The following is a 22,069-nucleotide window of genomic DNA, read 5'->3' on the forward strand; positions in this document are numbered from 1 at the left end:
GGCCATGGCGGGACGGGGCCCGCACGCCGAAGGCGGTGGCCGGGCGGCGGCGGACGGTGGACAGGAGACGGCGGACGGCATCCGAGGGCGCCGTCGGGACGGTACGCAGGCCCGAAGGGACGGTACGGAAGCCCATCGGGACCGCGCGGATACCGGCGGCGCCACCGACACCGGCTACGCCACCGGGTACACCACAGGCCATGCCGCCGGCACGCCCCGTCCCACCGGTGCGGGCCGTGCCGCCGAAACCGGCGGTGCCACGGGTGGCACCGGCTACACCACCGGCACCGGCTGCTTCACCGGCACCGGCGGTGCCGCCGGCGGCACCGGCTACACCACCGGCACCGTCGGCAGCGCAGGTCTCTCCGGTGCCGTATCGGCTCCCCGCGCACCTCATGACAGCGGCGGCCCCGGGCCGACCCTCGTCCAGATCCGGGACCTCGCCGGCCGCCCCCGAGGTGTCGGTTTCCTCGCCGACCACCAGGGCACCCTGCTCACCAGCCACGAGGCCGTCGACGGCCTGACCCGGCTCGTGCTGCAGATCGCGGGCGACCTCACCTGCGTGGTCTCCGCCGACGCGGTCACCCCGCTGCCCGCCGCCGGCCTGGCCCTGGTCCGCACCGAGGGCCTGGGCCTGGACCCGCTGCCGCTGACCGCGCGGGAGCGGATCGACGCCGGTACCTATGTGCGGATCCCCGCGGGCTGCTGGCGGGAGGCGCGGGTGCTGGCCGCCACCGAGGTGACGTACACCGCCACCGACCGCTTCCACCTCCTGGCGGACGCACTGGACCTGGCCATCGGCACCGCCGGCCGGGACGCGCTGCGGCTGGGCGGCGGTGCGGCCGGGGGACCGGTGCTCGACGCGGCGACCGGCGCGGTCCTCGGCGTCCTCGGCACGGCCCTGCACTCCGCCGAGCGCGACACGGGCTTCGCGGTGTCGCTCCGACCCGCCGACGGTCCCCTCGCCGAACTGCTCGCCCGCAACGCGGCCACCGTGCCCGCCTACGGCGCCGACCTCAACCTGGCCGGCATCCTGCAGGTGACCGCCACCTCGGTCGGCCAGGACGGCCCGCAGGGCTGCCTCGCGGGCGCCGTGCCACCGGTCGAACGCGAGGGAACGGCACGGGAGTTGGCCGCCTTCACGGCCGGTGAGCGGCCCGTGCTCGCACTCGTCGGCGCCTCGGGCAGCGGCCGTACGACGGAACTCGCGGCGCTCGCCGCCCGCCGGGCCCACGGCGAACGGCCCGCGCCGACGCTGTGGCTGCGCGGCGCCGACCTGGAGGACGCCGACGACTCCGTGGCCGACGCGGCCCGCCGCGCCCTGGAACGGGCCGTCCGCATCCTCGCCGCCGCCCGCTCCGTCCACCCCGAGGACCTCGGCGACCTGCGCCCCGAACACCTGGCCCGCCTCGCCGCACGGGCCGGCCGCCCGCTGATGCTCCTCCTCGACGGGCCCGAGGAGATGCCCCCCGTCCTCGCCCATCGCCTGTCCGAGTGGACCAGCGGAACGGCTGCCTGGCTGCGCGCGACAGGGGCGCGCCTGGTGGTGGCCTGCCGGGAGGAGTACTGGGAGCGCGCGGGGGCCGAGTTCCCCGCCGACCTGCTGCACACCCCGACGGCCTTCGCGGCCCCGGCGGCTCCGGCCGGACGGTCGCCCGCCGGGGTTCCCGCCGCCGTGGCCGGCTCCTCCGGCTCCCTCCCCCTCCCGCCCTGTCTGCACCTGCCCGACCTGACGGCGGACGAGGCGCGCACGGCCCGCGCCCGGTACGGCATCCCCGACGGATTCCTCCACGACCGCGAAGCCCGCCATCCGCTCACTCTCCGTCTGCTGTCCGAGCTCCGGGCCGCCGCCCCGGACGCCCCGGCCGCCGGGCCCGTCGACCGGCACGAGGTGTTCGCCGCCCACCTGGACCTGATGTGTCTGCGGATCGCGGTCCGGCTCGCCGCCGAGAACGGCCTGCACGGCACGGCCGTACGCCGGCTCGCCGCGCGCGTGGCCGGTCAGGTGCACGAAGCCGCGCGGCGCAGCCTCGGCCCCGGGCAGGGCGAGCTGGACCGCGCGTCCTTCGAGGCCGTGTTCCCCTGGGGACCCGCCCCGGCCCGGCTCGGCGGCGGCACGGGGTGGGCGTCCGCCGTACTCACCGAGGGCCTCCTCGTCCCGGCCGGCAGCGGCTACCGCTTCGCGCACGAGGAGCTGGCCGACTGGATCCAGGGCACCCACCTCGACCTCGACGAGGCCCTGCACGCGCTGGTCCACCGCCCCCGCGCCGCACGGGAGGACGCTCCGGTGCCCGTGCCGCACCACCGCATCGGCCCCGTCGTCCAGGCGCTGCTGCTCCTCGCCCGTCAGCACGGCACCCACCAACTGGCCTTCCGGCTGCGGGAGTTGACCGACACCCTGGACCGGGACCCCGGCTCCTGGTGGGCCGCCCGGCTGCTCGCCCGCACCCTGCTGCAGGTCCCGGACGCCACGCCGTACACCGAGCTGTTGCGGCTGCTCGCCGACCGGGTCGTCGCCTGGCGCCGCGCTCAGCGGTCCGTGCCGGGCGAGTTCGGCCCCGGCTTCTGGACCGAGCTGCCGGTCTGCGACACCGAGCGGCTCGACCTGCTGCGCCGGCTCATGCCGGCCGACCAGGCGCCCGCGGCGGCGGGCGAGCGCTGTCTCGACGCCGTCGCCCGGCTGCTCGCCGCCGCGCCCGCCGTCGTACAACCCGCGCTGACCTGCTGGTTCGACGACGAACGGCAGCTGCCCGCGACCCCGAACGCCACCGTCGCGACCGCCGCGCAGGCGCTGCTGTACACCCACCGGCAGGGCGCGCTGGACGACCTCACCGAGGTCCTGGTGGCGAGCGCGCACCGACGCGCCGACGAACTGCTCGCCGCCCTCGCCGAGGACGAGCCGTCGGCCGTGTGCCGGGCCGTGGACCGCTGGGCGCACGACGAGCGTCCCGGCCGCCGGGTCGCGGCCGTGACGTACGGCCTGCGCGCGGGTCCCCATGTGCGGTCGCAGGCCGATCGCGAGCTGCTGCGCTACGCCGCCCTCGCCCTGCTCGCCCGCCCCGCCGACTGCACCCTGCACGGCGGCGCCCTCGCCCTGCTGGTCCGCGATCCGCACACCCGCGACCGGTATCTCGCCGAGGCCCTGCGCCACGTCGCCGACGGCGATCCGCAGTTCCCGCCGAGCGCCCTGGCCCCCGCCCTGGTCACCCACCCCGAACCGGTCCTGGAGTGCTTCCGCGCCCGGCTGCTCGGCCCGGACGCCGAGGACGCGCTGCGCTCGCTCACCGACATCACCACGCCGGCCCTCGCCCGCCGCGTGGCGGAGCTGATCCGGGAGGCGGTACGGCTGCGCCCGGAGACCGCCGGGCACATCGCCGCCCGTGTGCACCACCGCCTCGCCCAGGGCCCCACCGCCCGCCCCGTGCTGCTGCCCCTGGTCACGGGCCTGCTCGACGACGCCCCGCAACAGCTTCGCGCCGCCCTCGCCGCGGTCCTCGCCGCCTCCGGCACACCCCTCTGCCGCCCGCTGCGCCGCGAACTGCTGGAACTGCTGCTCGCCCGGGAGCAGGATCCGTCGGTGCTGGACGCGGTCCTGCACGCGGCGGCCGGGCACGGCGACGCCCGCGAGGAGGAGGTCCGCGGGCTCGTGCACCGCACCGGCCTGCTCCTGGTGCGCACCCCCGAAGGCGCCACCCGTTTCGACCGCGGCCTGGTCGACCTCGGCCGGCACGTGCCCGGATTCGCCGCGCGGATGTCCCGCTGGCTGGCCGCGACCCCGGAGGACTGGGCCGCCGTGGTGGGCCCCAGCACCCGCCGCATGCTGGAGAACCTCGCCGGTGTCCGCGTACCGGCATGAGCGGTGCCGGGGGGTGCCGGGCAGGTGCTGTGAACGTGCGCCCGGTCACAGCCCCGACACCGATGAGGGGCCGGGGCATCCGGCATGGCACCCTTAGACCTGCGCAAGTCTTAGGCGTCGATATGGACACGGGTTCGAGGAGCGGTCACAGTGCAGCGCTGGCGTGGCTTGGAGGACATCCCCCAGGACTGGGGGCGCAGCGTCGTCACCATCGGTTCCTACGACGGCGTCCACCGCGGCCACCAGCTGATCATCAAGCAGGCCGTGGACCGCGCCCGCGAGCTGGGCGTCCCGGCCGTCGTCGTCACCTTCGATCCGCACCCCAGCGAGGTCGTCCGCCCCGGCAGCCACCCGCCGCTGCTCGCCCCGCACCACCGCCGGGCCGAGCTGATGGCACAGCTGGGTGTGGACGCGGTCCTCATCCTCCCGTTCACCACCGAGTTCTCGAAGCTCTCGCCCGCCGAATTCGTGGTGAAGGTCCTGGTGGACAAACTGCACGCGAAGGCGGTCGTGGAGGGCCCGAACTTCCGCTTCGGCCACAAGGCCGCCGGCAACGTCGACTTCCTCGTCGAGCAGGGCAAGGTCTACGACTTCGAGGTCGAGGTCATCGACCTGTACGTCACCGGTGAGGCGGGCGGCGGTCTGCCGTTCTCCTCGACCCTGACCCGCCGCCTGGTCGCCGAGGGCGATGTCGAGGGCGCCCGCGAGATCCTCGGCCGTCCGCACCGCGTGGAGGGCGTGGTCGTCCGCGGCGCCCAGCGCGGCCGCGAAATGGGCTTCCCGACGGCCAACGTCGAGACGCTCCCGCACACGGCCATCCCCGCCGACGGCGTGTACGCCGGCTTTCTGCACGTCGAGGGCGAGGCCATGCCGGCCGCGGTCTCCGTCGGCACGAACCCGCAGTTCGACGGCACCGAGCGCACGGTGGAGGCGTACGCGATCGACCGCGTCGGCCTCGACCTGTACGGCCTGCACGTCGCTGTCGACTTCCTCGCCTATGTGCGCGGCCAGGCAAAGTTCGATTCGCTGGAGGCCCTGCTGGAGCAGATCGCCGCGGATGTGAAGCGGTGCCGGGAGATCATCGCCGCCGAGGCGTAGGACCCACCCCGAACGGCGAACGGCCGAAGGCAAGCGAAGGGCGGCCGGTGCGGAATGCGCACCGGCCGCCCTTCGTCATGCCGCCCTACTGCTGGGGCGGGGGCTGCTGCCCCTGCGGGTAGCCCTGCTGCGGCGGGTAGGGCTGACCGGGAGCCTGCGGCGGGTACGGCTGGCCGGGAGCCTGCTGCGGGTAGGGCTGCCCCGGGGCCTGCGGGGCCTGTGGGTACGGCGGCTGTCCCGGCTGCCCGGGCTGCGCCGGATAGGGCTGCTGCGGCGGGCCGCCGTACAGCTCCTGGCCGGGGGCCTGGGGGTAGGGCTGCGCCGGCATGGACTGGCCCGGCATCGGCGGAGCGGCCACCGGGGGCGGGTTGCCGTCGTTGGTCCACAGACCGTGCGCCTGCTGGTGGCGGGTGAAGTCCTCGGCGATCATGGCGGCGAGGTTGAAGTACGCCTCGCGGGTCCGCGGCCGCATCATGTCGAGGTCGACCTCGGCACCGGCGGCCAGATGCTCGTCGAAGGGCACGACCACGACGCCCCGGGTCCGCGTCTCGAAGTGGGACACGATGTCCTCGACCTTGATCATCTTTCCGGTCTCGCGGACTCCGGAGATCACGGTGAGGGAGCGCGATACCAGGTCGGCGTACCCGTGCGCGGACAGCCAGTCCAGTGTCGTGCTGGCGCTGCTCGCGCCGTCCACGGACGGCGTGGAGATGATGATCAGCTGGTCGGCGAGGTCGAGTACACCGCGCATGGCGCTGTACAGCAGGCCCGTACCGGAGTCGGTCAGGATGACCGGGTACTGCCGGCCGAGCACTTCGATCGCGCGCCGGTAGTCCTCGTCGTTGAACGTGGTCGAGACGGCCGGGTCGACGTCGTTGGCGATGATCTCCAGACCGGAGGGCGCCTGTGAGGTGAACCGCCGGATGTCCATGTAGGAGTTCAGGTACGGGATCGCCTGGACGAGGTCACGGATGGTGGCACCGGTCTCCCGGCGCACGCGCCGCCCGAGCGTACCGGCGTCCGGGTTCGCGTCGATCGCGAGGATCTTGTCCTGCCGCTCGGTGGCGAGGGTGGAGCCGAGCGCGGTGGTCGTGGTGGTCTTGCCCACGCCGCCCTTGAGGCTGATGACCGCGATCCGGTAGCAGGAGAGCACCGGCGTGCGCATCAGTTCCAGCTTGCGCTGCCGCTCGGCCTCCTCCTTCTTGCCACCGATCTTGAACCGGCCGCCGCCCGCCGCGGGCCGCGTGCTCTTCGCCTTCTGCCTCTTGTTGTTGAGCAGCCGGTCCGAGGACAGCTCCACGGCGGCGGTGTAACCGAGGGGCGCGACACCGGGGTTGGTCGGCTGCCGCTGGTCGTGCTGGAGGGGCTGCGGCCACGCGGCACCGGACCGCGGGTCGACCGGCGCCTGGGGAGCCTGAGGCGCCTGCGGGATCTGAGGCGACGCCTGCGGGCTCTGCGGCTGCTGCGGGAAGCCGTAACCGCCGGGCTGGGGCTGGGCGTTGGGGTTGCCCGGTTGGGGGAATCCGTAGCCACTGGACGGGGTGGGGCCGTTGGGGTTGGGCGGCTGGGGTGCCTGGTGTTGCGGCGCGGGCTGGGGCGCGGGCGGTTGCGGCGCAGGCGGCTGGGGTGCCTGCTGCTGCGGGAAGCCGTAACCGCCCGGCTGCGGCTGGGTGTTGGGGTTGCCGGGCTGGGGGAATCCGTAGCCGGGCGGCGGGATGGGTCCGTTGGGGTTGGGCGGCTGTGGCGCGGGCGGCTGGGGTGCGTGCTGCTGCGGGAAGCCGTAACCGCCGGCGGCTGCGGGCCCCTGCGGATTCGGTCCCGGTGCCTGCGCTGCCGGCTGTCCGGGCGCATACGGCTGACCCGGCTGCGGTGCGGTGGGTACGCCGGGCTGGTTCGGCTGGTTCGGCTGCTGGTTCCACGCGGCCGGAGCGGGCTGCGGGGCCTGCGGCTGGAACGGCGGCTGCTGTCCGGGTCCGGGCACACCGCCGGGCCCCTGTGCGGCCGCCGGCTGCGGCTGACCGGGCAGCGGACCGGGCTGCTGCGGCGCGACCGGCTGCGGCTGGCCGGGCCACTGGGCCGCGGGGACGGGCGCCGCGGGCTGGTAGGAGGGCGGCAGCGGCGGCAGCCCGCTCTGCGGTGCGGGCGGCGGCGACCAGGCCGGCCGGGCGTCCTCGGGAGCGGGCGGTACGGCGGCCTGCGCGGAGTCCTCCGGCTGGGTGCCCTGCGCCGGAACGGCGTCCTGCGGCGAGTCCGGCCGGGACGGGCCGTCCTCGGCACCGGCCTGTGCCGCGACGGCGTCCATGGGCTCCGAGACGGCGGACGTGGCCTCGCCGGAGTCGGCGTTGCCGGGCCCGGCGTCCTCGGACTCGCCCTGGTCGGACGCGGCGTCGGCGACGGAACCCTCCTGGGCGCCTGCCGCATCGCCGGCCTCGGAGCCGGCCCCACTCTCGTCGGTGTCCTCGGCCCGGGCCTTGTCCTCTGCCTCGCCCTCGCCCTCCACCTCGGCTTCGGCTTCGGACTCGCTCCGGTCCTCGCCCTCGTCGGTACCGGAAGCCTCGTGCGCCGCCCCGGAGGCGTCCTCGTCGGCGCCGGAGCGCCCGGACTCCTCGCCGGTCCGCTCCTGGGCAGCCACGGCGGAGTCGGCCGCCGCGGACTCCTCGGAGATGCCGCCTTCGGCACCGTCGGAGCCGAGGGCGGGCCGGTCGGCCGTATCCGTACCCGAAACCTCGGCGGAGCCCTCGTCGTCCGACGCGGCCTGCTGTGCCGCCGCTCGTGCTCGCTCGGCGATCTCAGCCATCTCGCGCTTCAGGGCCACGGCGGAGAACCGCATGGTGGCCCCGCTGTCCAGGTCCCCGTTGCTCGTCTCCGGCACGGCCGGGGCGACCGGGGGGACGGACGCCTCCGGCTGGACCTGCGGGGCGGGCTGCGGCCGCTGCAGTTCGAACCCGTCCGGCAACTGCGGCATCGACACGGGACTCCCGGTGGGGGGCGCGGGCGGCACGGGCGCGGTGTAGGGCGCGCCCTGGGCCGGCGGGGACGGAGGCGGCGGTGCGAAGGGAGCCCCCGGCGATGCCACGGGCGGAGTCACCTGCGGCGGCGCGAACGGCGCACCCTGCGGCGGTGCGAACGGGGCCCCCTGCGGCGGTGCGAACGGGGCCCCCTGCGGCGGTGTGGAAGGAGTGCCCTGCTGCGGAACGAACGGGGCGCCCTGCGGCGGCGTGAACGGCGAGCCCTGCGGTGGAGAGTGCGGAGCCCCCTGCGGTGGCGCATGGGGAGCGCCCTGCGGTGGGGTGCCGGAGGGGTGGACGGCGGGCGGCTGCGGAGTCGGCCCCGACACCGGCGTGTTCGACGAGAAGGGCGGCATCGCGGAAGGCGCGTGAGCGCCCGTGTCGCCCGGATCGTTCGCCCCGGCGAGACCGCCCGTGCCGCCCGGTTCCCCTGCCGTGCCGGCGGAGCCGGACGCGTCGGACGCGTTCTGCGTGTACCAGGCGGGCGGAGCGTAGTCGATGGTGAACTCGCCGGTGGTGTCGAGGGCCTCCGCGTCGGGCTGGTCATCGCCGGGTGTGGCCCAGCCCCCGCGCATCCCGTCCCGATCGCTGCTCACAATTCCTCCTGGTGTGGTCGAGCACCCTCGTGTCGTGCCGGGGCGACCATGTCGTGTGGTTCCGAGTCGTCCGTAGTCGTTCGGGGCAGACCGATCCGACGCTCTCCCCCTGGGACACCGACGACCGGTCGACGGGTCGTGCCATCGCGCCCGCTCCCAGCCTAATCACCACGAGCCGTACCTCGGCAGGCCCGCCCGCCTCTGAGCACGAGCCCGGACACCCCGAACCGCCCCACCGGCCACTCGGCTTGACGGAGGAATCGGTGAGCAACATCAGGAAAGCGACAAAAGGGGGAGTGCCGGTGTCACGAGCAAAGAGGGCAGGCAAGGGCAGTTCGGCCCATCCGGCGCGGATCGACGGGCGGGAGTGGAGTTGCCGCACAAGCCAGTTGGGGCTGTCGGTCCCGTTGACTAGAGTGACGGCGTTGCGAAATCGAATGCCCGAGTGACGCGCTCGCCTCGGGCAGGGGGTCGAAACGGGGGAGGCGCCACGTGTTGCCTGACGCGGGCCCGGCGCACGGCCGCCCGTTCGCCGAGGAGGGCTCCATCGGCGACGCGGCAGCCGCACCCTCCGCCTCCACCACCGCAGCCGTCTAGCCGCCGCCCGCCAAGTCCTCGTCGGCCGACCGGACTTCGGCGACCGGAGCGGCCTCGAAGTCGTTCAAGACGACGTACAGCTCTCGTGAAGGGGAGTGCCTCACCGTGGGCTTCGGACCACCCCCGTCCATGTACACCCAGTCCGCGCTGGCCGCGGACGAGTCCCGGGCCAGACGCCGTAGACGCGTCCTCGGCGCAGGCGTCGCGGTGGCGGTCGTCCTCGCGTGCCTCGGCGCGGGCCTGTTCTGGTACCACTCGGACGGTCGCAACCAGGGACGGACCGACGCCAAGGCGGCCGGGCAGGCCCCGGACGCCGTACGCGAGACCCTGGAGAAGCCCTCCGTCTCCCCGGAGGGGCAGGTCGTCGTCAAGCACGACGAGGCCAAGCTCACGGACAAGACGCGGTACGCGCCCGGCACCTGGGCCACGGGCAAGATCGTCGCGCGGGCCGTCGCCAACCGGATCGACGGCTACAAGATCGGCTCCCAGTGGGACTCCGACAACACGGCCTGGACCCTGCCGCTCGACGGCCATGTCTGCGCCGTCAGCCGCGACGTCACCGCCGACGGCCGGACCGCCGTCGTGGTCCAGCCCGCGCGCGCCCAGAAGTCCGGCAAGACGGGCATCTGCAACGAGGTGCTCATGGTCGACCTCGACACCGGCAAGAAGCTCTGGCAGAAGAAGATGCCGTCGGCCGATTTCGCCTACGTCACCAACACCAACATCGCCCTGACCAAGGGTGTCGTGGCCATCGCCTGGGGCCTCGGGGCGGTGGCGTACGACATGGACAGCGGCGATCGGCTGTGGAACAACACCCTCGCCTCGTCCCAGTGCCACGACGAGGGCTACGCCGGTGGCCGCGCCCTGCTGGGCCTCGTCAAGTGCGGCGAGTGGGACAACGCCACCTACCGGGTGGAGAAGATCGAGCCGCGCACCGGCAAGACCCTGTGGCGCTACTCGGTCAGCAAGGGCGTCCAAGCCGTCTACCTGCCGTCCGCCGACCCGCCCGTGATCGCCGTCTCGGCGGGAGACGTCCTGGTCACGGACCTGATCACGCTGGACCCCAAGAACGGCGGGCGGCTGGCCACCATCTCGATGAGCAAGTACAAGCCCGACTGCGACGTGGGCATGTACTTCGGCCTCCTCGACAAGTGCTACGGCATCGTGGTCAGCCGCGACCGGATCTTCGTCAAGAGCAAGGACGAGACCGACATCGCCAAGCCCGAGAACCACATCACGGCATTCGACCCCGAGAAGGGCACCGCGGTCGCCACCTTCGACGGCCGGCCCTTCCAGTCGGTCTTCCCCGTCCGCGCCAACGGCGACGACCTGATCATCTACCGCAGCACCCTGGACGACGTCCAGCCCGCGGCCGTGGTCGACTGGAACCCCCGCACCGACAAGGAGACCCCTTACCTCCTGTTCCACCTCCCGGAGGACGACGAGGGCGCCCTCAGCGACCCGGAACAGTCGGTCGTCGTCTATGAGCAGGGCCATGTCTTCTTCGCCGGCCGCGAGCTGAGTCGCGACGACGCCCACCCGAAGGACCCGGTTCTCTCGGTGATCGGAGTGGGCACCGCCGGGCTGAAGCACTGATGCGCTGATGCACTGAAGTACTGAGGCCTTGCAGCGCTGAAGCGCTGACGCGCGAAGGGGCGGCACCTGGCGGTGCCGCCCCTTCACCACGCTGTGTCACTGCACGTCGAGCCCGCCGTTGTGCGGCATCGGCTCCAGATCGAACTCCCCGTCCCGCGCCCCCAGCACGAACGCCCGCCACTCGGCCTCCGTGTACCGCAGCACGGTGTCCGGGTCGAGCGAGGAACGCATCGCCACGGCTCCGTCGGGCAGATACGCGATCTCGACCCGCTCCTCGTGCTCCTCGGTACCCGGCGCGCAGTGCCACTCGACGCCCGAGATGTCGAGCGCGTACAGCTCGTCCCGCTCCCGCTCCTTGCGTGCCTTGAGTTCCTTGTCATCGACGTCGGCCATCGCGGCGTGGTCCTTCCCTGGGTGCCGGCGATCAGTCGACCCACCCTACTGGCCAGGGTTCCCCCCGATCAGCGGTTCGGGCGACAGGGAGCCCGCCATTACCCCTTCGCGCATCAGTGCGACTGGGTATGTGCGGCAGAGGGGGCGAGGGGGACGTACCAGGGACGCCCGGCGACCCTGGTACCCTGTGTGACGGCCGTCTGTGTACGCGCCCCTGGAGCCGCCGGCTCTGGTGGCCGCGCCCGACGGACCCCGCCTCCCGAGTAACGGAAGCTCCCCCGAGATGTGGACCGGGGGCACTCGATGGCACTCAACAGACTAATGAGGAGTACGCGTGTCGCTCGACGCCGCTACGAAGAAGCAGATCATCGCCGAGTTCGGTACCAAGGAGGGTGACACCGGCTCCCCCGAGGTCCAGGTGGCCATGCTCTCCCGTCGGATCTCCGACCTGACGGAGCACCTCAAGACCCACAAGCACGACCACCACTCCCGTCGTGGCCTGCTGATCCTCGTCGGTCAGCGTCGCCGCCTTCTCCAGTACCTGGCGAAGAAGGACATCCAGCGCTTCCGTACGCTGGTCGACCGCCTCGGCATCCGCCGCGGTGCGGCGGGCGCCAAGTAGGACGCCGTGAAGGGAGCGGTTCCCGGTAGCACAACCGGGGGCCGCTCCCTTCGTCGTACAAGCGGAAACGTGCGGAGTGTCACTCACGCTTTGTAGTGTGGTAGCACAACGCAGTACGTGCGACACAGCACGACAACGAACGAGGAGAAGCGCACCTCGCCGCCGCCGGTCCTCGGTAGTGGCCCCCGGGGGGAAGTGAGCCCCGGGTGCTTCGATCGAAGACCGGCCCGCACCAGACGGCGCGCTTCTCCGCCACCGTCCCCCTGCCACACGGGCAGCCAAGGGGCGAAAGACGATATGTAACGGAGAAAACGCTAGTGGAGAACGAGACCCACTACGCCGAGGCCGTCATCGACAACGGTCCCTTCGGCACCCGCACGATCCGCTTCGAGACGGGCCGCCTGGCCAAGCAGGCCGCCGGCTCCGCCGTGGCGTATCTGGACGACGACACCATGGTGCTGTCGGCCACCACCGCCTCCAAGAACCCCAAGGACCAGCTCGACTTCTTCCCGCTGACGGTGGACGTCGAGGAGCGGATGTACGCCGCCGGCAAGATCCCCGGCAGCTTCTTCCGCCGTGAGGGCCGTCCCTCCGAGGACGCCATCCTCACCTGCCGCCTCATCGACCGCCCGCTGCGCCCGTCCTTCAAGAAGGGCCTGCGCAACGAGATCCAGGTCGTCGCCACCATCATGGCGCTCAACCCCGACCACCTGTACGACGTCGTGGCGATCAACGCCGCGTCCGCGTCCACGCAGCTGGCCGGCCTGCCCTTCTCCGGCCCGATCGGCGGCGTCCGCGTCGCGCTGATCCGCGGTCAGTGGGTCGCCTTCCCGACCCACACCGAGCTGGAGGACGCCGTCTTCGACATGGTCGTCGCCGGTCGCGTCCTGGAGGACGGCGACGTCGCGATCATGATGGTCGAGGCCGAGGCCACCGAGGGCACCATCAAGCTCGTCGAGGGCGGCGCCGAGGCGCCGACCGAGGAGGTCGTCGCCGCCGGCCTCGAGGCCGCGAAGCCCTTCATCAAGGTGCTGTGCCGCGCTCAGTCCGACCTCGCCGCCAAGGCCGCCAAGCCGACCGGCGAGTTCCCGATCTTCCTGGACTACCAGGACGACGTGTTCGAGGCGCTGACGGCCGCCGTCCGCCCCGAGCTGGCCCAGGCGCTCACCATCGCCGGCAAGCAGGAGCGCGAGGCCGAGCTGGACCGCGTCAAGGGTCTGGCCGCCGAGAAGCTCCTGCCGGAGTTCGAGGGCCGCGAGAAGGAGATCTCCGCCGCGTACCGCTCGCTCACCAAGCAGCTGGTCCGCGAGCGCGTGATCAAGGAGAAGAAGCGCATCGACGGCCGCGGTGTCACCGACATCCGCACGCTGGCCGCCGAGGTCGAGGCCATCCCGCGGGTCCACGGTTCCGCGGTGTTCGAGCGTGGCGAGACCCAGATCCTGGGCGTCACCACCCTGAACATGCTCCGCATGGAGCAGCAGCTGGACACCCTCTCCCCGGTGACCCGCAAGCGCTACATGCACAACTACAACTTCCCGCCGTACTCCACCGGTGAGACCGGCCGCGTCGGCTCCCCGAAGCGCCGCGAGATCGGCCACGGCGCCCTCGCCGAGCGCGCTCTCGTGCCGGTCCTGCCGACGCGCGAGGAGTTCCCCTACGCGATCCGCCAGGTCTCCGAGGCCCTGAGCTCCAACGGCTCGACGTCCATGGGCTCGGTCTGCGCCTCCACCATGTCGCTGCTGAACGCCGGTGTGCCGCTGAAGTCCCCGGTCGCCGGTATCGCCATGGGTCTGATCTCCCAGGAGATCGACGGCGAGACGCACTACGTCACCCTCACCGACATCCTCGGTGCGGAGGACGCCTTCGGCGACATGGACTTCAAGGTCGCCGGCACGAAGGAGTTCGTGACCGCCCTCCAGCTCGACACCAAGCTGGACGGCATCCCGGCCTCCGTCCTGGCCGCGGCCCTCAAGCAGGCCCGCGACGCCCGCCTGCACATCCTCGACGTGATGATGGAGGCCATCGACCGGCCCGACGAGATGAGCCCGCACGCCCCGCGGATCATCACCGTCAAGATCCCGGTCGACAAGATCGGTGAGGTCATCGGCCCCAAGGGCAAGATGATCAACCAGATCCAGGAGGACACGGGCGCCGAGATCACGATCGAGGACGACGGCACGATCTACATCGGTGCCGCCGACGGCCCCTCCGCCGAGGCCGCCCGCGCCACGATCAACGGCATCGCCAACCCGACGATGCCCGAGGTCGGCGAGCGCTACCTCGGTACGGTCGTCAAGACGACCACCTTCGGTGCGTTCGTCTCCCTGCTGCCCGGCAAGGACGGTCTGCTGCACATCTCGCAGATCCGCAAGCTCGCCGGCGGCAAGCGCGTGGAGAACGTCGAGGACGTCCTCGGCGTGGGCCAGAAGGTCCAGGTCGAGATCGCCGAGATCGACTCCCGCGGCAAGCTCTCCCTCGTTCCGGTGATCGAGGGCGAGGAAGGCTCTGACGAGGCGAAGGACGACGCCGAGCAGTGACGTCCCGTAGCTCCAAGGTGACGGCCCGCCCCTCTTCGGAGGCGCGGGCCGTCGCCCGTACCCAAACTCTCATCAAGGGCCAGAACGGCATCGGCACGGTCCGCAAGACCACCCTCCCGGGCGGCCTGCGCATCGTCACCGAGACCCTGCCCTCGGTCCGCTCCGCGACCTTCGGCATCTGGGCCCACGTCGGCTCCCGCGACGAGACCCCGGCCCTGAACGGCGCCACGCACTACCTGGAGCACCTGCTCTTCAAGGGCACGCACAAGCGCAGCGCGCTGGACATCTCCGCCGCCCTCGACGCCGTCGGCGGCGAGATGAACGCGTTCACGGCGAAGGAGTACACGTGCTACTACGCGCGCGTGCTCGACACCGACCTGCCGCTCGCCATCGACGTCGTCTGCGACATGCTGACCGGCTCGCTGATCCTGGAGGAGGACGTCGACGTCGAGCGCGGCGCGATCCTCGAGGAGATCGCGATGACCGAGGACGACCCGGGCGACTGTGTGCACGACCTGTTCGCGCACACCATGTTCGGCGACAACGCCCTCGGCCGCCCCGTCCTCGGCACGGTCGACACGGTCAACGCCCTGTCCGCCGACCGCATCCGCCGCTTCTACAAGAAGCACTACGACCCGACGCACCTCGTGGTCGCCTGCGCCGGCAACATCGACCACGCCAAGGTCGTACGGCAGGTCCGCGCGGCGTTCGAGAAGGCGGGCGCCTTCAGGAACGCCGACGCGCAACCCATCGCCCCGCGCGACGGCAGCCGCAGGATCCGCACCTCCGGCAAGGTCGAGCTGCTCGGCCGCAAGACCGAACAGGCACACGTCGTCCTCGGCATGCCGGGCCTCGCCCGCACCGACGACCGCCGCTGGGCCATGGGCGTGCTCAACACCGCTCTCGGCGGTGGCATGTCCTCCCGCCTCTTCCAGGAGGTCCGGGAGAAGCGCGGCCTCGCCTACAGCGTGTACTCGTACACCTCGGGCTTCGCCGACTGCGGCCTGTTCGGCGTCTACGCGGGCTGCCGGCCGAGCCAGGTGCACGACGTGCTGCAGATCTGCCGGGACGAACTCGACCACGTCGCCGGCAACGGCCTGACCGACGACGAGATCGCCCGCGCCGTGGGCCAGCTCCAGGGCTCCACCGTGCTCGGCCTGGAGGACACCGGCGCGCTGATGAACCGTATCGGCAAGAGCGAGCTGTGCTGGGGCGAGCAGATGTCCGTCGACGACATGCTGGACCGGATAGCGGCGGTCACCCCGGACGAGGTCCGCTCGGTCGCCCGCGACATCCTGGGACAGCGCCCGTCGCTGTCGGTCATCGGCCCGCTGAAGGACAAGCAGGCCGCGCGGCTGCACGACGCCGTCGCCTAATCACTCCCGTAAGGAAGCACAAGAGATGAGCAAGCTGCGCGTGGCGGTCCTCGGTGCCAAGGGCCGGATCGGGTCCGAGGCCGTCCGGGCGGTGGAGGCCGCCGAGGACATGGAGCTGGTCGCCGCCCTCGGCCGGGGCGACAAGCTGGAGACGCTGGCGGAAACCGGTGCCCAGGTCGTCGTGGAGCTGACCACCCCGGACTCCGTCATGGAGAACCTCGACTTCTGCGTGCGCCACGGCATCCACGCGGTCGTCGGTACGACGGGCTGGACCGAGGAACGCCTCGCGCAGCTGAAGGGGTGGCTCGCGAACTCCCCGAAGACCGGTGTGCTCATCGCGCCGAACTTCTCCATCGGCGCCGTCCTGACCATGAAGTTCGCGCAGATCGCCGCGCCGTACTTCGAGTCGGTCGAGGTCGTCGAGCTGCACCACCCGAACAAGGTGGACGCGCCGAGCGGTACGGCCACGCGTACCGCTCAGCTCATCGCCGAGGCCCGCCGGGCCGCCGGCACGGCCCCGGCACCGGACGCCACGGCCACGGCCCTGGAGGGCGCCCGTGGGGCGAACGTCGACGGCGTCCCGGTCCACGCCGTCCGGCTGCGCGGTCTCCTGGCCCACCAGGAGGTGCTGCTGGGCGGCGAGGGCGAGACCCTCACCGTCCGCCACGACTCCCTGCACCACAGCAGCTTCATGCCGGGCATCCTGCTCGGTGCCCGCCGGGTGGTGTCGACTCCGGGCCTGACCTTCGGCCTGGAGCACTTCCTGGACCTGAGCTGAGACCCGGGTCCGAACACGTCATGCGCGCGAAGATCACCTATCTCGTCACGGCCGCCGTCCTGGTCTTCTACTTCGTCCTGGTCGGCACCCGCGGCGTCATGCTCATCCAGTCCGGCACGGTCCTCACCGTCACCTTCGGGGTGGCGGTGCTGATCCTGCCGGTCATCGGACTGTGGTTCCTGTGGAAGAACACCCAGTTCGTCCGCAGGGCCAACCAGCTCGCCGCCGAACTCGACGCCGAGGGCGGTCTGCCCGTGGACGAGCTTCGGCGCACCCCGGGCGGCCGTATCGACCGCGACTCGGCCGACGAAGTGTTCGCCCGGCGCAAGGCCGAGACCGAGACGTCCCCCGACGACTGGCGCTGCTGGTTCCGCCTCGCCGTCGCCTACCACGACGCCCGCGACACCCCGCGCGCCCGCAAGGCGATGCAGCGGGCCATCGCCCTGCACGACGGACGGCCGGTCCAGGCCTGACACCCGGCCGGGCCGGACCGGGGCGCTCACACGCCGAGCCGTCCAGGCCGTGCGCGAGCGAGGGTGGACGGCTCGCCGGTCGCTCAGTTCCCCGCGCCCCTGGACGGCCGCAGAGCCGTCGGCCGCACGGCCCCCCGGCCGGCGCCGGGCACGGCTCGGTCAGCCTCGCCCGTACTCCGCCGCCCACGCCTCCACCGTGTCCGCGGCCCGGTCGAAGGCGGCCGGGCGGCCCAGGAAGTCCAGCGTGTGCGTCGTCAGCAGCGGCGGGGTGTCCCCGGTCGGCCGGTCCCTGCGCACGATCGTCAGCGCCTGCCCCTGCACTGTGCGGGGCAGCCCCAGCCAGCGCACCGGCTGCTGCACCGTCCGCACGGAGAGCACCCCCGCCCACGGGGCCGTACGCGTCATCAGAAGACCGACGTGACGCAGCCCGCGGCTGCTCACCCACACGCCCATGCGCAGCAGCCGCAGCGCGGCGGCGACGACCAGCAGCGCCAGGACGAGGACCGTCACCGCGGCGGACACCGAGTCGGTCAGGGCGATGAGCACCGCGGCGAACAGCACGAACGCGGCCAGCAGCAGCACCAGCGCCGCCACGCCCACACGCCAGGGACCGGGACGGTAGGGGCGCCGCCAGCGCTCCCGGTCGTCATAGGGCAGCGCGCTCTCGGAAGCGGCCTCGAAGGTGCGGTCTGCCGACAGGAAGGACAGGGGCACGGCGATCCTCACTCGATCCTCACGTGGGCTGTGCCCGGTGAGGCTATCCGCCGTTGTTCCCGCTCACCACCCGAGGGCGGCCGGAAGGGTCAGTGCCCCTCGGAGGCCTGGGACTGCTGGGTGGGCGTACTGGACGGTGTGGACATCGCCGGCATCGCCACGATCAAGGCTCCCACCAGCCCCGCGACGAGCGTGAGTCCCAGCAGCCAACGCCCGGCCATCTCCCCGAAGGACGCCCGCGGACGAGGCGGGGGAGTGACATTGCTGCGGAAGCTCTCCGCCTCGGCAACGAAGGCGAAGGGTACGGGCTCGCGCCGACGGAACATCGCGGGTACGTCTCCTTTCGGGATCGAACGAACGGGTCTCATCGGTACAGACGCTCGATTGACGCAAAAGGTGCCCATGTCGGAAAAAATCCATGCTGGGATTTTTGAGGCGAGGTACTGCGATGGCCCGCAGGGCAGCCCCGTAAGGTGGGCGCGAACCACAGCTGTGATGGGAAGGACCCCGACCTCCGTGACCACCCCCGAGTCGCTCACGTTCCGCAGTGACGTCACCGTCGAGCTGGTGAAGTCCAGCGCTTCGGACGCCGACGTCCTCTTCGCCGCACGGGTCTCCACCGCCGGCGAGCAGTCCCTGGACGAGCTGAAGAAGGACCCCGAGCGCTCCAAGGGCCTGATCAACTACCTGATGCGCGACCGGCACGGCAGCCCGTTCGAGCACAACTCGATGACGTTCTTCGTCAGCGCCCCGATCTTCGTCTTCCGCGAGTTCATGCGGCACCGGGTGGGCTGGTCCTACAACGAGGAGTCCGGCCGCTACCGGGAGCTGGAGCCGGTCTTCTACGTCCCGGACGCCTCCCGCAAGCTCGTGCAGGAGGGCCGCCCGGGCAAGTACGTCTTCGTCGAGGGCACCCCGGCCCAGCGCGAGGCCGTCAGCGGCGCCCTGGAGGAGTCGTACGAGCAGTCGTACGCCGCCTACCAGAAGATGCTCGCCGAGGGCGTCGCCCGCGAGGTCGCCCGCGCCGCCCTCCCGGTGGGCCTCTACTCGTCGATGTACGCCACCTGCAACGCCCGTTCCCTGATGCACTTCCTCGGTCTGCGCACCCAGCACGAGCTGGCCAAGGTCCCCTCCTTCCCGCAGCGGGAGATCGAGATGGTCGGCGAGAAGATGGAGGCGGAGTGGGCACGGCTCATGCCGCTGACGTACGCCGCCTTCAACGCGAACGGGCGTGTGGCCCCGTGACGAAGCCCTGTTCCCCCACGAGGAACGGATGTACGGATCAGCCTCGCGAGGTGTCCGTATTGCGGCATTTGGAGAAGTTCATCTAGCCTGATCAAACGGACCCGGCACTGCTTGAACCCCCGAGCAGGCAGTGCCGGGCTCCGCATTTGTCCTGACTTTCCCGGCACCCCATGGGCAGACCCCGCATGGAGCACCGAGTAGCGTGTTACCCATGGCTCCGACCTCGACTCCGCAGACCCCCTTCGGGCGGGTCCTCACCGCCATGGTCACGCCCTTCACGGCGGACGGCGCACTCGACCTCGACGGCGCGCAGCGGCTCGCCGCCCACCTGGTGGACGCAGGCAACGACGGCCTGATCATCAACGGCACCACCGGCGAGTCCCCCACCACGACCGACGCGGAGAAATCGGACCTGGTACGAGCCGTACTGGACGCGGTCGGTGACCGTGCCCACGTCGTCGCCGGCGTCGGCACCAACGACACCCACCACAGCGTCGAGCTGGCCCGCGACGCCGAGCGCATCGGCGCCCACGGCCTCCTCGTCGTCACGCCGTACTACAACAAGCCCCCGCAGGAGGGCCTGTACCGGCACTTCACGGCCGTAGCCGACGCCACCGGGCTGCCCGTCATGCTCTACGACATCCCCGGTCGCAGCGGCGTCCCGATCAGCACCGAGACGCTCGTCCGGCTCGCCGAGCACCCCCGGATCGTCGCCAACAAGGACGCCAAGGGCGATCTCGGCCGCGCCAGCTGGGCCATCGCCCAGTCCGGCCTCGCCTGGTACTCCGGCGACGACATGCTGAACCTCCCGCTGCTCTCCGTGGGCGCGGTCGGCTTCGTCTCGGTCGTCGGCCACCTGGTCACCCCCGACCTGCGCGCCCTGGTCGACGCCTACACCTCCGGTGACGTCGTCAAGGCCACCGAGATCCACCAGAAGCTGCTCCCGGTCTACACCGGCATGTTCCGCACCCAGGGCGTCATGACCACCAAGGCGGCCCTCGCCCTGCAGGGACTGCCCGCAGGCCCCCTGCGCTCGCCCATGGTCGAGTGCTCGCCCGAGGAGATCGCCCAGCTCAAGATCGATCTTGCTGCCGGCGGGGTACAGCTCTGACAACAGACTTGGCACCACACGGGCTTCACAACTGAAGAACAACAGAAGAAGCGGGCCACCGGTGCCCGCACTCCACAACGACAACTGCTTCTGCACGAACGTCTCACGCGCCACGTGCCCCACCGGTACGTGGCGCGTGTGGTGAGGAGAGTCTTTTGAGTCATCCGCATCCTGAACTCGGCTCGCCCCCGCCGCTCCCCGAGGGCGGCCTGCGGGTCACCCCGTTGGGCGGTCTCGGCGAGATCGGCCGAAACATGACGGTCTTCGAGTACGGCGGCCGCCTGCTGATCGTCGACTGCGGAGTGCTCTTCCCCGAGGAGGAGCAGCCCGGAATCGACCTGATCCTGCCGGACTTCTCGTCCATCCGGGACCGCCTCGACGACATCGAGGGCATCGTCCTCACCCATGGCCACGAGGACCACATCGGTGGTGTCCCGTTCCTGCTCCGCGAGAAGCCGGACATCCCGCTGATCGGCTCCAAGCTGACCCTCGCCCTGATCGAGGCCAAGCTCCAGGAGCACCGGATCCGCCCGTACACCCTGGAGGTGGCCGAGGGGAACCGTGAGCGCATCGGCCCCTTCGACTGCGAGTTCATCGCCGTCAACCACTCCATCCCGGACGCGTTGGCCGTCGCCATCCGCACCCCCGCCGGCATGGCGGTGCACACCGGTGACTTCAAGATGGACCAGCTCCCGCTGGACAACCGCCTCACCGACCTGCACGCCTTCGCGCGGTTGAGCGAGGAGGGCATCGACCTCCTTCTCGCCGACTCCACGAACGCCGAGGTCCCGGGCTTCGTCCCGCCCGAGCGGGACATCTCCAACGTCCTGCGCCAGGTCTTCGCGGGCGCCCGCAAGCGGATCATCGTGGCGAGCTTCGCCAGCCACGTCCACCGCATCCAGCAGATCCTGGACGCGGCCCACGAGTACGGCCGCCGGGTCGCCTTCGTCGGCCGCTCGATGGTCCGCAACATGGGCATCGCGAGGGACCTCGGCTACCTGAAGGTCCCGCCGGGCCTGGTCGTCGACGTCAAGACGCTGGACGACCTTCCCGACCACGAGGTGGTCCTGGTCTGCACGGGCTCCCAGGGCGAACCGATGGCGGCCCTGTCCCGCATGGCCAACAGGGACCACCAGATCCGGATCGTCGACGGCGACACGGTGATCCTGGCGTCCTCCCTCATCCCCGGAAACGAGAACGCGGTCTACCGCGTGATCAACGGACTCACCCGCTGGGGCGCCAACGTCGTCCACAAGGGCAACGCCAAGGTGCATGTCTCCGGCCACGCGTCCGCGGGCGAGCTGCTGTACTTCTACAACATCTGCCGCCCCAAGAACCTGATGCCGGTGCACGGGGAGTGGCGCCACTTGCGGGCGAACGCGGAGCTGGGCGCCATGACGGGCGTCCCGCACGACCGCATCGTCATCGCCGAGGACGGCGTCGCGGTCGACCTGATCGAGGGCAAGGCCAAGATCTCCGGCAAGGTCCAGGCCGGCTATGTCTACGTCGACGGCCTCTCCGTCGGTGACGTCGGCGAGCCGGCGCTCAAGGACCGCAAGATCCTCGGCGACGAGGGCATCATCTCGGTCTTCGTCGTCGTCGACTCCTCCACCGGCAAGATCACCGCTGGCCCGCACGTCCAGGCGCGCGGCTCCGGCATCGAGGACTCGGCCTTCGCCGGCGTCATCCCGAAGATCACGGAGGTGCTGGAGCGCTCCGCCCAGGACGGCGTCGTGGAGCCTCACCAGCTGCAGCAACTCATTCGGCGCACTCTCGGCAAGTGGGTTTCGGACACCTATCGCCGCAGGCCGATGATCCTGCCTGTGGTCGTGGAGGTCTGACACCCCGTCGGCACCTGGACGACGCCGGCCCGGAGCGGGGCGCCTCGATTTGCATCGGGGCGCCCCGCTCCAGTACGTTTACGGCTCCGCCCAACCGGGAACCCCAGCACTTCACGTACTGGACACAGGTGCCTGGAAGCGGGTGGGAAAACCGACTCAGAACTTCTGATAAAGTCGGAACCGCCGGAAAGGAAACCGCGAGAAAGACGCGGGAACCTGGAAAGCACC

General features: G+C 71.7%; 15 protein-coding genes. 11 read left to right on the forward strand and 4 right to left on the reverse strand.

The genetic code is table 11. From position 1 onward, the window contains the following. Positions 1–4: 4 nt before the first annotated feature. Complete coding sequence (locus tag AQI95_RS30530) at positions 5–3,856, forward strand: serine protease (protein WP_279617032.1); 3,852 nt, start codon at positions 5–7, stop codon at positions 3,854–3,856. 150 nt (positions 3,857–4,006) lie between these two features. Then, positions 4,007–4,954: a bifunctional riboflavin kinase/FAD synthetase gene (locus AQI95_RS30535; protein WP_067130975.1), complete on the forward strand. Its 948-nt coding sequence runs from the start codon at positions 4,007–4,009 to the stop codon at positions 4,952–4,954. A gap of 85 nt (positions 4,955–5,039) precedes the next feature. Here AQI95_RS30535 and AQI95_RS30540 read toward each other — a convergent pair whose 3' ends face one another. After that, positions 5,040–8,558 (reverse strand): SCO5717 family growth-regulating ATPase, encoded by a 3,519-nt coding sequence (locus AQI95_RS30540; protein ID WP_279617033.1) that lies wholly within the window; start codon positions 8,556–8,558, stop codon positions 5,040–5,042. 726 nt (positions 8,559–9,284) lie between these two features. Here AQI95_RS30540 and AQI95_RS30545 point away from each other — a divergent pair. Further along, a complete protein-coding gene (locus AQI95_RS30545) occupies positions 9,285–10,751 on the forward strand; it encodes an outer membrane protein assembly factor BamB family protein (protein WP_244188898.1) in 1,467 nt (488 codons plus the stop codon). 96 nt (positions 10,752–10,847) lie between these two features. On the opposite strand, the gene AQI95_RS30550 is transcribed toward AQI95_RS30545, so the two are convergent. After that, on the reverse strand, positions 10,848–11,144 hold the full coding sequence (locus tag AQI95_RS30550; RefSeq protein WP_067130984.1) for a DUF397 domain-containing protein: 297 nt from the start codon (positions 11,142–11,144) through the stop codon (positions 10,848–10,850). Between the two features lie 334 nt (positions 11,145–11,478). Here AQI95_RS30550 and rpsO point away from each other — a divergent pair, with 334 nt between their 5' ends. From rpsO to AQI95_RS30575, 5 genes are all read left to right on the forward strand, one after another. Further along, the gene (gene rpsO / locus AQI95_RS30555; protein ID WP_030583699.1) at positions 11,479–11,766 is read left to right on the forward strand and encodes a 30S ribosomal protein S15; all 288 of its coding nucleotides are present in this window, start codon (positions 11,479–11,481) and stop codon (positions 11,764–11,766) included. 317 nt (positions 11,767–12,083) lie between these two features. Further along, positions 12,084–14,303, forward strand: a complete 2,220-nt coding sequence (locus tag AQI95_RS30560; RefSeq protein WP_067130987.1) for a polyribonucleotide nucleotidyltransferase — start codon at positions 12,084–12,086, stop codon at positions 14,301–14,303. Then, positions 14,300–15,679: a M16 family metallopeptidase gene (locus AQI95_RS30565; RefSeq protein ID WP_067130990.1), complete on the forward strand. Its 1,380-nt coding sequence runs from the start codon at positions 14,300–14,302 to the stop codon at positions 15,677–15,679. The genes AQI95_RS30560 and AQI95_RS30565 overlap by 4 nt, the downstream gene beginning before the upstream one ends. 25 nt (positions 15,680–15,704) lie before the next feature. Next, on the forward strand, positions 15,705–16,457 hold the full coding sequence (dapB, locus tag AQI95_RS30570; protein ID WP_067130993.1) for a 4-hydroxy-tetrahydrodipicolinate reductase: 753 nt from the start codon (positions 15,705–15,707) through the stop codon (positions 16,455–16,457). Between the two features lie 20 nt (positions 16,458–16,477). Beyond that, complete coding sequence (locus tag AQI95_RS30575) at positions 16,478–16,930, forward strand: tetratricopeptide repeat protein (protein ID WP_067130995.1); 453 nt, start codon at positions 16,478–16,480, stop codon at positions 16,928–16,930. A gap of 159 nt (positions 16,931–17,089) precedes the next feature. Here AQI95_RS30575 and AQI95_RS30580 read toward each other — a convergent pair whose 3' ends face one another. Both AQI95_RS30580 and AQI95_RS30585 read right to left on the reverse strand, forming a co-directional pair. After that, entirely contained in the window at positions 17,090–17,644 is a 555-nt protein-coding gene (locus tag AQI95_RS30580; protein ID WP_067131101.1) for a hypothetical protein, read from the reverse strand. Positions 17,645–17,733: 89 nt separating this feature from the next. Then, positions 17,734–17,970, reverse strand: coding sequence for a hypothetical protein (locus tag AQI95_RS30585; protein WP_067130998.1), 237 nt, complete (start codon positions 17,968–17,970; stop codon positions 17,734–17,736). A 169-nt stretch (positions 17,971–18,139) separates the two neighbouring features. Here AQI95_RS30585 and thyX point away from each other — a divergent pair, with 169 nt between their 5' ends. From thyX to AQI95_RS30600, 3 genes are all read left to right on the forward strand, one after another. Continuing rightward, positions 18,140–18,889, forward strand: a complete 750-nt coding sequence (thyX, locus tag AQI95_RS30590; protein WP_067131001.1) for an FAD-dependent thymidylate synthase — start codon at positions 18,140–18,142, stop codon at positions 18,887–18,889. Between the two features lie 211 nt (positions 18,890–19,100). After that, the gene (dapA, locus tag AQI95_RS30595; protein WP_067131004.1) at positions 19,101–20,000 is read left to right on the forward strand and encodes a 4-hydroxy-tetrahydrodipicolinate synthase; all 900 of its coding nucleotides are present in this window, start codon (positions 19,101–19,103) and stop codon (positions 19,998–20,000) included. Positions 20,001–20,155: 155 nt separating this feature from the next. Further along, positions 20,156–21,841, forward strand: a complete 1,686-nt coding sequence (locus AQI95_RS30600; RefSeq protein ID WP_067131007.1) for a ribonuclease J — start codon at positions 20,156–20,158, stop codon at positions 21,839–21,841. Positions 21,842–22,069 lie beyond the last annotated feature (228 nt).

The sequence above is a fragment of the Streptomyces yokosukanensis genome (assembly GCF_001514035.1).
In the GTDB taxonomy this organism is placed as follows: Bacteria; Actinomycetota; Actinomycetes; order Streptomycetales; family Streptomycetaceae; genus Streptomyces; species Streptomyces yokosukanensis.

Excerpts from the sequence above, each read along its gene's own strand:
- thyX (WP_067131001.1), top strand. The coding sequence starts at position 18,140 with ATGGGAAGGACCCCGACCTCCGTGACCACCCCCGAGTCGCTCACGTTC.
- AQI95_RS30585 (WP_067130998.1), bottom strand. The coding sequence starts at position 17,970 with ATGTTCCGTCGGCGCGAGCCCGTACCCTTCGCCTTCGTTGCCGAGGCG.
- dapB (WP_067130993.1), top strand. The coding sequence starts at position 15,705 with ATGAGCAAGCTGCGCGTGGCGGTCCTCGGTGCCAAGGGCCGGATCGGG.
- dapA (WP_067131004.1), top strand. The coding sequence starts at position 19,101 with ATGGCTCCGACCTCGACTCCGCAGACCCCCTTCGGGCGGGTCCTCACC.
- AQI95_RS30530 (WP_279617032.1), top strand. The coding sequence starts at position 5 with ATGGCGGGACGGGGCCCGCACGCCGAAGGCGGTGGCCGGGCGGCGGCG.
- AQI95_RS30550 (WP_067130984.1), bottom strand. The coding sequence starts at position 11,144 with ATGGCCGACGTCGATGACAAGGAACTCAAGGCACGCAAGGAGCGGGAG.
- AQI95_RS30545 (WP_244188898.1), top strand. The coding sequence starts at position 9,285 with ATGTACACCCAGTCCGCGCTGGCCGCGGACGAGTCCCGGGCCAGACGC.
- AQI95_RS30575 (WP_067130995.1), top strand. The coding sequence starts at position 16,478 with ATGCGCGCGAAGATCACCTATCTCGTCACGGCCGCCGTCCTGGTCTTC.